This is a genomic window from Microbacterium rhizophilum, from assembly GCF_039605615.1.
GTDB classification, from domain to species: Bacteria; Actinomycetota; Actinomycetes; order Actinomycetales; family Microbacteriaceae; genus Microbacterium; species Microbacterium rhizophilus.
The window spans coordinates 149,293-161,868 of sequence record NZ_JBCNUN010000005.1; the positions used below are offsets into that span (position 1 = coordinate 149,293).

The 12,576-nt window shown below is 72.7% G+C and carries 10 protein-coding genes; 2 read left to right on the forward strand and 8 right to left on the reverse strand.

Annotated features, from left to right (window positions below; genetic code table 11):
• Positions 1-180 precede the first annotated feature (180 nt).
• Together AAD528_RS10635 and AAD528_RS10640 are read left to right on the forward strand one after the other, a co-directional pair.
• Positions 181-555, forward strand: coding sequence for a hypothetical protein (locus tag AAD528_RS10635; protein ID WP_345752051.1), 375 nt, complete (start codon positions 181-183; stop codon positions 553-555).
• A 23-nt stretch (positions 556-578) separates the two neighbouring features.
• Entirely contained in the window at positions 579-797 is a 219-nt protein-coding gene (locus AAD528_RS10640; RefSeq protein WP_345752052.1) for a hypothetical protein, read from the forward strand.
• 21 nt (positions 798-818) lie between these two features.
• Here AAD528_RS10640 and AAD528_RS10645 read toward each other — a convergent pair whose 3' ends face one another.
• The 8 genes from AAD528_RS10645 to pta form a co-directional block, all read right to left on the reverse strand.
• Positions 819-1,769 carry a DMT family transporter gene (locus AAD528_RS10645; RefSeq protein ID WP_345752053.1) on the reverse strand — a complete coding sequence of 317 codons (951 nt, stop codon included), beginning with the start codon at positions 1,767-1,769 and terminating at the stop codon, positions 819-821.
• Positions 1,770-1,843: 74 nt separating this feature from the next.
• Positions 1,844-2,437, reverse strand: a complete 594-nt coding sequence (gene recR, locus AAD528_RS10650; protein WP_345752054.1) for a recombination mediator RecR — start codon at positions 2,435-2,437, stop codon at positions 1,844-1,846.
• Between the two features lie 15 nt (positions 2,438-2,452).
• On the reverse strand, positions 2,453-4,798 hold the full coding sequence (locus AAD528_RS10655; RefSeq protein WP_345752055.1) for a DNA polymerase III subunit gamma and tau: 2,346 nt from the start codon (positions 4,796-4,798) through the stop codon (positions 2,453-2,455).
• A 44-nt stretch (positions 4,799-4,842) separates the two neighbouring features.
• Positions 4,843-5,670 carry a sulfurtransferase gene (locus AAD528_RS10660; RefSeq protein WP_345752056.1) on the reverse strand — a complete coding sequence of 276 codons (828 nt, stop codon included), beginning with the start codon at positions 5,668-5,670 and terminating at the stop codon, positions 4,843-4,845.
• A complete protein-coding gene (locus tag AAD528_RS10665; protein ID WP_345752057.1) occupies positions 5,663-8,206 on the reverse strand; it encodes a glycoside hydrolase family 65 protein in 2,544 nt (847 codons plus the stop codon). Before AAD528_RS10665 ends, AAD528_RS10660 begins: the two co-directional genes overlap by 8 nt.
• Before the next feature lie 70 nt (positions 8,207-8,276).
• Positions 8,277-9,020, reverse strand: coding sequence for an HAD family hydrolase (locus AAD528_RS10670; protein WP_345752058.1), 744 nt, complete (start codon positions 9,018-9,020; stop codon positions 8,277-8,279).
• A 73-nt stretch (positions 9,021-9,093) separates the two neighbouring features.
• Positions 9,094-10,320: an acetate/propionate family kinase gene (locus AAD528_RS10675; protein WP_345752059.1), complete on the reverse strand. Its 1,227-nt coding sequence runs from the start codon at positions 10,318-10,320 to the stop codon at positions 9,094-9,096.
• Positions 10,321-10,458: 138 nt separating this feature from the next.
• Positions 10,459-12,564: a phosphate acetyltransferase gene (gene pta, locus AAD528_RS10680; RefSeq protein WP_345752060.1), complete on the reverse strand. Its 2,106-nt coding sequence runs from the start codon at positions 12,562-12,564 to the stop codon at positions 10,459-10,461.
• Between the last annotated feature and the right edge of the window lie 12 nt (positions 12,565-12,576).

Below are 12,576 nucleotides of genomic sequence, written 5' to 3' on the forward strand. Positions count from 1 at the left end.
CTGTTGCACACATTTTAGGGACGCCCGGCATGCCGTCCGGACCATGTGACATCCCGCCCGCCCCGGACGGACGACGCTGCACGCGATGCCCTGCCTGCGGCGCCGTTCCGGTGCAGAACGCCTGGTGACACCGCAGTCGCCGGGGGCTACTGTGGCGGCAACAGCCGCGGAGGAGACAGCATGGGATTCGATCCGGTCCCGGCACTCGACCCGGAGGCCATGATGCCCCTCATCGGCGTCTTCTTCGGCCTCGTGGTCGTGGGCATGATCGTGACGGTCGTCATCCGCCTCGCCAAGGGGAGTCCGCTCGGCGATGCGGACGCGAGAGCGCGCCGGCGGCGCCCGAGGCACGACGATCCCCCTGGGATCCAGGATCCGCATGGGCCGCATGGCGCGGCCGCCTTCGGTGTCGTCGCCGGCACGGGTGCCTTCCTCCCCGATCCGGATCCCGGTCCGCGCGGCCACGGAGACAGCGGGGTCGGCGGCTTCGACGGCGGAGGGTTCGGCGGCTCCGACGGCGGCTTCAGCGGCGGCGACGGGGGCGGCTCGTTCTGAGCCGGACGACGGGAGGCGACGAGATGACGTGGATGGACTGGGCGCTGGTGACGGTCGGAGTGATCGTCCTGGTCGGGGCGGTCGCATGGGTGATGATGCGGGATCGCCGCGCGCGCTCCCTGCCGGGCGACGAGATCCCGCCGGTCGAGGTCGTGCGCACGACGTACGAGGCGAACGTGGCGAAGGCGCGGGTGAATCAGACGTACGGCCCCGGCGCGACCGGGGTCGGCGGAGCCTGCTGAGCGCGCGGCGGCCGGTCCGGCTCAGCGGCGGTCGCGCACGGCCGGCGTGACGGGATCCGGGTCCGACAGGATGGCGACATCCGGCGCCTTCCGGGCGCCTCCGGGCAGACCGCCCGCCGCGAGCAGGCAGCCGACGATCACGACGGGGAAGCCGAGCAGCAGGCCCGGGGTGAGCGGCTCGCCCAGGATCAGGACGCCCAGCGCGATCGCGACGACCGGGTTGACGTAGGTGAACAGCGGCGCGCGGACGGGACCGACCTCCGCGATCAGCGCGAAGAACGCGATGAAGGCGATCGCGGTGCAGATCACGGTGAGCAGCACGGCCGACACGACGCTGTTCGTCGTGGGGGTCTGGTGGCTCGTGAGCAGCGCGATGGGCGTGTAGACCAGGCCGACCACGCCCAGCGACAGCGTGATGGTGCCGAGCGAGGGCACGTCGTCGAGCTTGCGGGCGACGATGAACGGAGCGGTGGCGTACAGCACCGCCACGAGCAGCACCTCGCCCATGGCCAGCAGGTCGGCGTGCGCGCCGCCCGCGCTGCCGAGCGCCACGATCGCGACGCCCGCAAAGCCGAGCACGAGGCCGATCGTGCGCAGGGGCCGCAGCGCGCCCTTCTCGCCGCGGGCGACCGCGATCACGGTCGCGAACAGCGGCACGGTGGCCACGAGCAGGCCGGTCGAGCCGGAGGAGATCGTCTGCTCGGCGTGGGCCAGCAGCACGAAGGGCCCCGCCATCTCGATGGCCGCGAAGGCGAGCACCCACGGCCACTTCCGCAGCGCCGGCTTCAGCGCTCCCTTGCGCAGCGCGAACGGGAGCAGCAGGATCGCCGCCCCGCCCGTCCGGATCGCGACGACCGCGGCGGGCGAGAACGACTCGACCGCCTCGCGGATGAACAGGTAGGGCATGCCCCACACGACCGCCATGATCGCGAAGAGCATCCAGCCGCGGGTGGTGAAGCGGGACGATGGCACGACCCGATCCTGGCACGGGCCCCCGACATCTGACCCCGGATGGCGGTCACACGACGACGGATGACCGATCGACGTCAGACGGCTCGGCGGCCCTCGAAGGCGCGGCCGAGCGTGACCTCGTCGGCGTACTCGAGGTCGCCGCCGACCGGCAGGCCCGACGCCAGGCGCGAGACCGTGATCTGCAGCGTCGTGAGCAGGCGGCTGAGGTAGGTCGCGGTCGCCTCGCCCTCCAGGTTCGGATTGGTGGCGAGGATCACCTCCTGCACCGTGCCGTCCGCGAGGCGGGACATCAGCTGCTGGATGCGCAGGTCGTCGGGGCCGACGCCCGCGATCGGGCTGATCGCGCCGCCGAGCACGTGGTACAGCCCGCGGAACTCCCGCGTGCGCTCGATCGCCGCGACGTCCTTGGCGTCCTCGACGACGCAGATCAGCGCGGGGTTGCGGCGCGGGTCGCGGCAGATCGCGCACGTGTCCTGCTCGGAGACGTTGCCGCAGATCTCGCAGAACTTCACGCGCTCGCGCACCTCGCGCAGCAGCTCGGACAGCCGGGAGACGTCGAAGGTCGGGGTCTGCAGGATGTGGAAAGCGATGCGCTGGGCGGACTTCGGCCCGATGCCGGGAAGGCGGCCGAGCTCGTCGATCAGCTCCTGGACGATGCCGTCGTACATGTGGTGGGGTCGTCCTTACTGGAAGCGGGTCGGGGGCTCGTAGGGCTCCTCGTGAAGGAAGCGCGCCTCGAGGATCTGTCGCACGACGGCCTCGCCGTAGCGCTGCACGCCGTCGGTCTGCACCACGCGGCGCTGCACCGTGACGGTCGGCGTCTGGATCACGGGCGGCGCGGTGGGCGCGTCCGGCTCAACCGCGTCGTCGTCCCGGTCGTCGTCATCCGTGTCGACCGGCACCTCGGTGGGGATCACGTCGCCGTCGCGCTCGAGCGTCACGACGCGCGCGGCGACGGGGACCGCGGCCTCCTCGGGGTCGTCGTCGACGGCCAGGGCGGGCGCCGCGTCGGAGTTCGGGATGGTCGCGACGGCCCAGTCGGTCACGGGCGACGCGGCATGCGCGGCGGGCGACGGGGCGGGCCGGGCCGGCTCCGGGCGCGACGGCTCCGTGCGGGGCTGCTCCGCGCCGGGCTGCGGGCGGACGGGCGCCGCGGCCCGGGAGGCGTAGGGGTCCTCGCCCGGGTAGGGCTCGTACGGCTCGTCGGGCTCCGGCGGGAGGTCGTCGTGGCCTCGGTCGGGGTCGGACGGCTCGGCCGAGCGCTGCCCGCCGCCGCCCTGCTCGCGCGCCCCGCCCTCGCGGCCGGCCGCGTCCAGGCGCGCGATGTACTTCACGCGGACGCCCAGCACCGCCAGGATCGCCGTGCGGAGGTCCTCGCTGATGCCGCCCTGCGGCGTGCGGTGCTTGAACTTGCCGAGGTCGCCCTCGTTCGGGAAGCCGAGCACGAGCACGTCGTCGGCGCCCACGTCGACCACTCGGGCGCCCGAGACCACGAGCCAGCTCGTGCGACTGATGCCCTGCAGCCGCTCGAGCACGGCGGCCCACGCCGCGGTGATGCCGTCGAGCGTCAGCGGGCCGGCGGGCTCGGGGGCCGCTGCGGGCTGGGGAGCCGCGGGCGGGGATGCGGCCGGCGCGGTGCCGGGCGCGACCGTGGCCCAGCCGGCTGCGGGGCCCGGGTCTGCCTGCGGCGCCGCCGTCGCGGGGCGCTCGGGCTCGGGGGCGGGACGCTCCGGCTCGGAGGCGGGACGCGCGGGCTCGGCGGGAGCGGCCGCGGCGGGCGGAGCAGCGGGAGCGGGAGCCGGTTCCGCAGGAGCAGCCGGGGCCGGAGCAGCCGCCGGCACCGCGGCGGCCGACGCTGCGGGAGCCGGAGCGGGAGGCGCGGCCGCGGGAACCGGCGCCGCGCCGGGCATCGCCGCGGCCTCGGGCGCCAGGGCGCCGGCGAGCACGCGCGCGATCATGAGTTCGAGCTGCAGCCGCGGCGAGGTCGCGCCGGTCATGGCGTCGAGGGCGGCGCTCACGATGTCGGCGGTCTTCGAGAGCCGCTCGGCGCCGAGGCGCTGAGCCTGGCCCGCCATGCGCTCGAGTTCGTCCGACGGGATGCCGCGCAGCACGGCCGAGGCGCCCTGCCCGGTCGCCGCGATCACGATCAGGTCGCGCAGGCGCTCGAGCAGGTCGTCGACGAAGCGCCGCGGATCCTGTCCCGTCTGCACCACGCGGTCCACCGAGCCGAACGCGGCGGCCGCGTCGCCCGATGCGAACGCGTCGACCACGCCGTCGAGCAGCTCGCCGTGCGTGTACCCCAGCAGCGCGACCGCGCGCTCGTACGCGACGTGGGACCCGTCGGATCCGGCGATGAGCTGATCCAGGATCGACAGCGTGTCGCGCGGCGAGCCGCCGCCCGCGCGCACCACGAGCGGCAGGACGCCCTGCTCGACCTGCACGCCCTCCTGCTCGCACAGCGACTGGACGTAGTCGAGCATGGCCGCGGGCGGCACGAGGCGGAACGGGTAGTGGTGCGTGCGCGAGCGGATCGTGCCGATCACCTTGTCGGGCTCGGTCGTCGCGAAGATGAACTTGACGTGCGCCGGGGGCTCCTCGACGAGCTTCAGCAGCGCGTTGAAGCCCTGCGGCGTCACCATGTGCGCCTCGTCGAGGATGAAGATCTTGAACCGGTCGCGGGCCGGGGCGAACACCGCGCGCTCGCGCAGGTCTCGGGCGTCGTCCACGCCGTTGTGGCTGGCCGCGTCGATCTCGACGACGTCAAGGGATCCGCCGCCCGCTCGGGACAGCTCGACGCAGCTGTCGCACGTGCCGCAGGGGGTGTCGGTGGGGCCCTCGGCGCAGTTCAGGCAGCGCGCCAGGATGCGGGCCGAGGTCGTCTTGCCGCAGCCGCGCGGACCCGAGAACAGGTAGGCGTGCCCGATGCGGTCACCACGCAGCGCGGTCATCAGCGGCTCGGTGACCTGAGACTGCCCGATCATCTCCCCGAAGGTCTCGGGCCGGTAGCGGCGATACAGGGCGGTGGTCACCCGAACAGCCTACGGGAGGGGTCCGACATCGACGCCGGGAGCTCTCACGGCTGCGGCCCGGTGGCGACCGGGCGATCGGGGAGGTTCGACCACTGGCTCCACGACCCGGGGTACAGCGCGCCGTCGACCCCGGCGGCGGCGAGCGCGAGCAGCGTGTGCGCGGCCGTGACGCCCGAGCCGCAGTACACCGCGATCGGGGCGGACAGGTCGACGCCGAGCTCCTCGAAGCGGGCCCGGATGGATCCCGGCTCGAGGAATCCGCCGGACGCGTCGATGTTGTCGGTGGTCGGCGCGGAGACGGCGCCGGGGATGTGCCCCGCGCGCGGATCGATCGGCTCGGCGTCGCCGCGGTAGCGCTCCCCCGCCCGCGCGTCGAGCAGCGTGCCGACGCGCGGGAACGCCGCGGCGTCGTCGGCCGTGAGCACCGGCAGCGCGCCGTAGCGCAGCTCGACGTCCCCCGGCTCCGGCTCGACCGGGCCCTCCTCCAGCGGCCCCGCCCACGCGGTCAGCCCGCCGTCCAGCACGCGCACGTCCCGCAGGCCGGCGTAGCGCAGCAGCCACCAGGCCCGCGCGGCCGCCAGGCCCGACGTGTCGTCGTAGACCACCACGGGCCGGCCCGTCGTCACGCCCCACGCGCGCGCCGCCCGCTGCAGGTCCTCGACCGGCGGCAGCGGATGCCGCCCCTCGCTCGCCGGCCGCGACGGATCCGCGAGCTCGCGGTGCAGGTCCACGAACACGGCGCCCGGGATGTGTCCCGCGAGGTGCGCGGGACGGCCGGCATCCGGGTCCGTCAGCGTCCACCGCACGTCGAGCAGCGTCACCTCGCCGAGGCGCCGCGCGAGCTCGTCGGCCTTGATCAGGACGTCACTCATGCGTCGCCGAGTTGTCCGTGATGATCGGGATCGACGTGGTGACCGGGATCGACGCCGTGACGGGGACGGTCGGCTCGAGCGCCGTGCCGTCGTCGCGGCGCATCTCCGAGAACGGCTTGAGCGTCGGGCGTCCGGGCAGGACGGGGCCCTGGTCGTGCAGCGGCACCACCACGGGCTCGTCCACGGTCGCGATGTACGCCCTGTCCCGCACCTCGAACGGCACGGGCTCCACGGGCTCGCCCGACTCCCCCGGCCGCACGCTCACCCGCATCTCGTTCCGCCGCAGCACGATGTCGAGCGCGCGGCCCTTCCACTGCAGGGTGTACGCCAGCTCGGGCCAGTCCTCGGGCAGGCGGGGGTCGAACCTCAGCTCGCCGAGGTGGTCGCGCATGCCGCCGAAGCCCGACACCAGCGCCGTCCACACGCCGCCGGCCGACGCGACGTGCACGCCATCCGCCGCGTTGTGGTGCAGGTCGCCGAGGTCGACGAACAGCGCCTCCTCGAAGTACCGGTGCGCGAGCTCCTGGTAGCCGACCTCGGCGGCGAGGATCGCCTGGACGACGGCCGACAGGGTCGAGTCGCCCGTGGTCAGCGGGTCGTAGTAGTCGAAGTCGGCGCGCTTCTCCTCGGGCGTGAAGTGGTTGCCCTGCAGGAACAGCGCGAGCACGACGTCGGCCTGCTTCAGCACCTGGAAGCGGTAGATCACGAGCGGATGGAAGTGCAGCAGCAGCGGCCGCTGATCCTTCGGGGTGTGCTCGAGGTCCCACACCTCGCGCTCGAGGAACAGCGAGTCCTGCGGGTGGATCCCGAAGTTCTCGCTGTATGGGATGTGCATGGCGTCGGCCGCGCGCTCCCACGCCTCGGGCTCGGACGAGTCGAGCGAGACCCGGTCGGACAGCCGGCGGAACGCGCCGGGGCTGCGCTCGGCCATCTCGCGCACGGCCCGCGCCGCGGCGCGCAGGTTGAAGCGCGCCATCACATTCGTGAACAGGTTGTCGTTGACGACCGTGGTGTACTCGTCCGGCCCGGTCACGCCGTGGATGTGGAAGGACTCGATGCCCTGGTACGAGCGCCAGAACCCGAGCGTGGCCCACAGGCGCGCGGTCTCGACCAGCACGTCGGCGCCCTCGCGCTCGAGGAAGTCGTAGTCGTCCGCGGCGCGGACGTACTTCACGATGGCGTAGGAGATGTCGGCGTTGATGTGGTACTGCGCGGTGCCCGCGGCGTAGTACGCCGAGGCCTCCTCGCCGTTGATCGTGCGCCACGGGAACAGCGCGCCGGCTTCGTTCAGCTGCCCCGCGCGCCGCCGGGCCGCCGGCAGCATCATCGTTCGCATCCGCATCGCGTTGCGGGCCCAGCGCGGCGTCGTGTACGCCAGGAACGGCAGGACGTAGATCTCCGTGTCCCAGAAGTAGTGGCCCGAGTAGCCGGATCCCGTCACGCCCTTCGCCGAGACGCCGAAGCCGTCCGCGCGGGCGGCGGCCTGCGCGAGCTGGAACAGGCACCAGCGGGTCGCCTGCTGCAGGCCGTCCTGCCCGGCGATGCGGACATCCGAGCGGCTCCAGAAGTCGTCCATCCAGGCGCGCTGGCGGCGGTGGATCTCCTCGACGCCGAGCGAGGCGACGCGGTCGAGCGTGCGGCGGCAGCGGTCGACCAGCTCGCGCGGGGGCACGCCGCGCGAGGTGTGGTAGCTCACGGTCTTCGTGATCGTGACGGGCACGCCGGCCTTGGCCTGAACGCGGAACACGTGCTTGGCGATGTCCGGATCGACCAGCTGCCGGATGTCGTACTCGTTGTCGGTCTGGATCATGTGGTCGCTCGCGACCGCGATCGTCATGCCCGACTCGTTCACCTTGTACGACAGCGCCGAGCGCATGCCGTCCTGCCAGAACTCCTGCGGGTGCAGCACCCGCTCGGAGATCCTGTCGGTCTTGCGCGGGTCGAACGTGACCTTCTGCGCGGCGCCGCGGAGCATGGCGGGCGTGCCGCCGTAGACGTTCTCGCCGTCCTGCCGGTTCACCATCTGGGAGCTGATCGTGACGGGCGCGTCCGTGTCGAGCACCGTGACGGTCATCCGCATCACGGCGAGGTGGCGCTCGTCGAACGAGACGAGCCGGTCGTCCTCGATCAGCACGTCCTTGCCGGCGGGCGTGCGCCACAGCAGGCGGCGGCGGTAGACCCCGTCGCGCATGTCGAGCACGCGCTCGTACTCGCGCATCTCGGCGATGTCGAGCGAGAGCGGCTCGTCGTCGACGTAGATGCGCATGACCTTGGCGTCGGGCGCGTTGATGATGGTCTGACCCACCTCGGCGAAGCCGTACGCCTGCTCGGCGTGCCGGATCGGCCACGTCTCGTGGAACCCGTTGATGAACGTGCCGTGCTCGTGCGCGTGGCGCCCCTCGGGGTGGTTGCCGCGCAGGCCCAGATAGCCGTTGCCGACGGAGAAGATCGTCTCGGTCACACCCGCGTCCTCGCCCGAATAGCGCGTCTCGATGAAGCGCCAGGGGTCGACGGGGAAGCGTTCGCGATCGATCATCGAGCAGATCCTTCGGGTTCGGGACGGGGACGGACGGGCCGGATCGGACGGATCGGGCGGCGGGACCGGATCAGGATGCGCTCCCGTGCGCGTCGGCGAACTCCGCGAGGTCCGAGACCACGACGTGCGCGCCGGCGTTCTCGAGCGCGTGGGCTCCGGCGCCGCGGTCGACGCCGACGACGAGGGCGAAGTCGCCCGCGGCGGCGGACTGGACGCCGGAGATCGCGTCCTCGACCGCGGCGGCGCGCGACGGATCCACGCCCGCCATCTTCGCGGCGACGAGGAACACGTCGGGCGCGGGCTTGGACGGGAGGTGCTCGCGCTCGGCGACGACGCCGTCCATCACGACGGGGAACCGGGCGCGGATGCCGGCGGCCGCGAGCACGTCCTCGGCGTTCTTCGAGCTCGACACGACCGCAGACGGCACGCCGGCGGCGTCGAGGATGTCGAGCAGCCGCATCGTGCCCGGGTAGGGCGCGATGCCGTCCTCGCGCAGCACGCGCGAGAACACGACGTTCTTGCGGTTGCCGATGCCGCACACCGTGTCCTGCTCGGGAGCGTCGGACGGATCGCCCCACGGCACCTCGACGTCGCGGCTGCGCAGCAGGGCCGCGACGCCGTCGTAGCGCTTCTTGCCGTCGAGGTGGTCGAAGTAGTCGCTGTCGGTGTACGACGGCGTGATGTCCCAGTCGGCGAACAGCTGCTCGAACATGGTCCGCCACGCGTGCATGTGCACCTCGGCCGTGGGCGTGATGACCCCGTCCAGGTCGAAGAGCACGGCGTCGTACTGGGTGAGATCGGGCAGGCGGGACACGGTTCCTCCGGATCGCTCGGCGACGCGACTCAGCGTAGCCGCCGCCGCGTTACGCGGGTATTGCGCACCCGCCTCAGCCCGTCACCGCGAGCGTCTGCCGCGCGATCTCGAGCTCCTCGTTGGTGGGCACGACCAGCACCTCGACGCGCGAGTCGTCGGTCGAGATCCGGTGCGGCCCGCGGGTCCGCGCGGCGTTGCGCTCGGGGTCGAGCGCGACGCCCGCGAAGCCCAGCGTCTCCATCGCGGCGGCGCGCACCTCGGCGGAGTTCTCGCCGACGCCGGCCGTGAAGGCGATGACGTCCACGCCGCCGAGCTGCGCCAGGTACGCGCCCGCATACGTGCGCAGCCGGTGGATGTAGACGTCGAACGCGAGCCCCGCGGCCTCGTCGCCCGCCTCGCGTCGCGCGGACAGGTCGCGCATGTCGGTCACGCCCGCGAGCCCCAGGATGCCGCTGCCCTTGTTCAGCAGCCGGTCGAGGTCGTCGATCGACATCGACGCGCGGCGCGCGAGATGCAGCAGCACGGCCGGATCCAGGTCGCCCGACCGCGTCCCCATCACGAGGCCCTCGAGCGGGGTCAGGCCCATGGACGTCTCGACCGAGCGGCCGCCGTCGATCGCCGCGACGGAGGCGCCGTTGCCGAGGTGGAACACGATCTGCTTCAGGTCGGCGACGTCGCGGCCCAGGAACTCCGCGGCCTTCGCGCTGACGTACGCGTGGCTCGTGCCGTGGAAGCCGTAGCGCCGGATGCGATGCCGCTCGGCGAGCTCGCGGTCGATCGCGTAGGTGTAGGACGCGGGGGCGAGCGTCTGGTGGAACGCGGTGTCGAACACCGCGACGTGCGGGATGTCCGCGAACGCGCGCCGGGCGGCCCGGATGCCCTGCAGCGCGCCGGGGTTGTGCAGCGGCGCGAGCACCGACAGCTCGTCGATGTTGATCTCGATCAGGTCCGTGATGGGCGTCGCCTCGAAGAACCGCGCGCCGCCGTGCACCACGCGGTGCCCGACCGCGACGGGCGGGTGGTCGTGGAGCGAGGGCCCGTGCTGCGCGAACGCGTCGAGCATCGCCGCGAACCCCGCGGCGTGATCCGGGATCGACCGCTCGATCTGGTGCGTCGACTCGAGCACTGTGGGCGCCGGCTGCCGCGGCTCGGCGTGGAATCGCACGGTGTGCGTGGCGATCCCGCCGTCCTCGCCGATCCGTTCGACGAGCCCCGACGCCAGCACGCGCTCGGTGGCCATGTCGAGCAGCTGGTACTTGAACGACGACGACCCGCTGTTGACGACGAGGACGATGCTCATGCGTGGTTGCTCCCTACCCGTGTCCCACTTGGTGCCGCTCTGCGCTGATCCGTGTCCCACTTCGCGCCGGAAAGACTCGTCATTCCGGCCTCAACTGGGACATGCCCGCCGGATGACCCGCGGCACGATCCACGAGCATCACTCGCCCTGGGCCTGGATCGCCGTGATGGCGACCGTGTTGACGATGTCGCCGACGAGGGCGCCGCGCGAGAGGTCGTTGATCGGCTTGTTCAGCCCCTGCAGGACCGGTCCGATGGCCACCGCGCCCGCCGAGCGCTGCACGGCCTTGTAGGTGTTGTTGCCGGTGTTGAGATCCGGGAAGACGAACACCGTGGCGCGCCCCGCGACATCCGACTCCGGCAGCTTCGCCTTCGCCACGGCGCTGTCGGCGGCCGCGTCGTACTGGATGGGCCCCTCGATCGGCAGCTCCGGCGCGCGCTCGCGGGCCAGCCGGGTCGCGAGCCGCACCTTGTCGACGTCCGCGCCCGATCCGCTCTCCCCCGTCGAATACGACAGCATCGCCACGCGCGGCTCGACGCCGAACTGCGCGGCGGTCGCGGCCGACGAGATCGCGATGTCCGCGAGCTGCTCGCTGGTCGGATCCGGGATCACGGCGCAGTCGCCGTAGACCAGGACGCGATCGGCGAGCGCCATCAGGAACACGCTCGAGACGACCGACACGCCGGGCTTGGTCTTGATGATCTCGAACGCGGGCCGGATCGTGTGGGCGGTCGTGTGCGCCGCGCCCGACACCATGCCGTCGGCGAGGCCCAGGTGCACCATCATCGTGCCGAAGTACGACACGTCCGTGATGGTGTCGGCGGCCTTCTCGTACGTCACGCCCTTGTGCGCGCGCAGCTTGGCGTACTCGGTCGCGAAGCGCTCCACGAGCTCCGGATCGAAGGGGCTCAGCAGGGTCGCGTCCGTCAGGTCCAGCCCGAGCTCGGTCGCGCGGGCCCGGATGGCGTCGGGGTCGCCGAGGATCGTGAGGTCGGCCACGCCGCGCTTGAGCAGCGACGCGGCGGCCTTCAGCACGCGGTCGTCGTCGCCCTCGGGCAGCACGATGCGGCGATGATCGGCGCGGGCGCGCTCGAGCAGGCCGTACTCGAACATCAGCGGCGTCACGACGGTCGCGCGCGCGACGCCGAGCACGCGCGTCAGCTCGGCGGTGTCGACGTGCTGCTCGAACATGGTCAGCGCCGTGTCGTAGCGGCGGCCGGATCCGGATGCGCGCCCGCGCGCGCCCATCACGCGCACCGCGGTCTCGTACGTGCCGAGATCCGTCGACACGATCGGCAGGGTCGATCCGAGCCCGTCGATCAGGCGCAGCACGTCGTCGGGCACCGGGAAGGGGCCGTTCAGGACGATGCCCGCGAGCGACGGGAACGTGCCCGACTGGTTCGCGAGCAGCGCGGCCAGGAGCACCTCGGTGCGGTCGGCGGGGATGACGACGACCGCGCCCTCGCTGAGGCGCGGCAGCACGTTCACCATCGACATGCCGGCCACGACGACGCCCAGCGCCTCGCGCACGAGCAGCTGCTCGTCGCCCTTCAGCATGGTGCCGTCGACGGCGCGCAGGATGTCCTGCATCGACGGCGCGACGAGCATCCGGTCCTCGGGCAGCGCCCACACGGACGCCCCCGATCCGATCGCCGACGCGACGGCCGACGCGATCTCGTCCAGCCGATCCGGATCCGCGCGGTTCACGACGACGGCCGCGAGCTCGGCCCGGCTGCGCTCCAGCTCCGGCAGGGCGAGGTGCGCGAGCTGACCCATCTCGTCGGGGGTGCGGGCGGTCGTGGTGCCGAGCTGCTCGGCCTGGCCCTGCTGCGCGCGGCCGCCGAGGACGAGCAGCACCGGGGTTCCGAGGTTCGCGGCGATGCGGGCGTTGTAGGCCAGCTCGGCGGGGCTGCCGACGTCGGTGTAGTCCGTGCCGACCACGACGACCGCGTCGCACTGCGCCTCGACGGCCTTGAAGCGCCCCACGATCGTGCCGAGCGCGGCCTCGGGATCGGCGCGCACGTCGTCGTAGGTGACGCCGACGCACTCGTCGTAGTCGAGGTCGACGCCGTCGTGCCCGAGCAGCAGCTCGAGCACGTAGTCGCGCTCGGTCGTGGATCGGGCGACGGGCCGGAACACCCCCACCTTCGGCGTCGCACGACTCAGCGCGTCGAGCACGCCGAGAGCGATCGTGGACTTGCCGGAGTGCCCCTCCGCGGAGGTGATGTAGATGCTCCTCGCCACGGCCTCAGCCTA

Coding starts and splice junctions, on each gene's coding strand:
- AAD528_RS10635 (WP_345752051.1), top strand. CDS start 181: ATGGGATTCGATCCGGTCCCGGCACTCGACCCGGAGGCCATGATGCCC.
- AAD528_RS10640 (WP_345752052.1), top strand. CDS start 579: ATGACGTGGATGGACTGGGCGCTGGTGACGGTCGGAGTGATCGTCCTG.
- recR (WP_345752054.1), bottom strand. CDS start 2,437: ATGTACGACGGCATCGTCCAGGAGCTGATCGACGAGCTCGGCCGCCTT.
- AAD528_RS10660 (WP_345752056.1), bottom strand. CDS start 5,670: ATGAGTGACGTCCTGATCAAGGCCGACGAGCTCGCGCGGCGCCTCGGC.
- AAD528_RS10665 (WP_345752057.1), bottom strand. CDS start 8,206: ATGATCGATCGCGAACGCTTCCCCGTCGACCCCTGGCGCTTCATCGAG.
- AAD528_RS10675 (WP_345752059.1), bottom strand. CDS start 10,320: ATGAGCATCGTCCTCGTCGTCAACAGCGGGTCGTCGTCGTTCAAGTAC.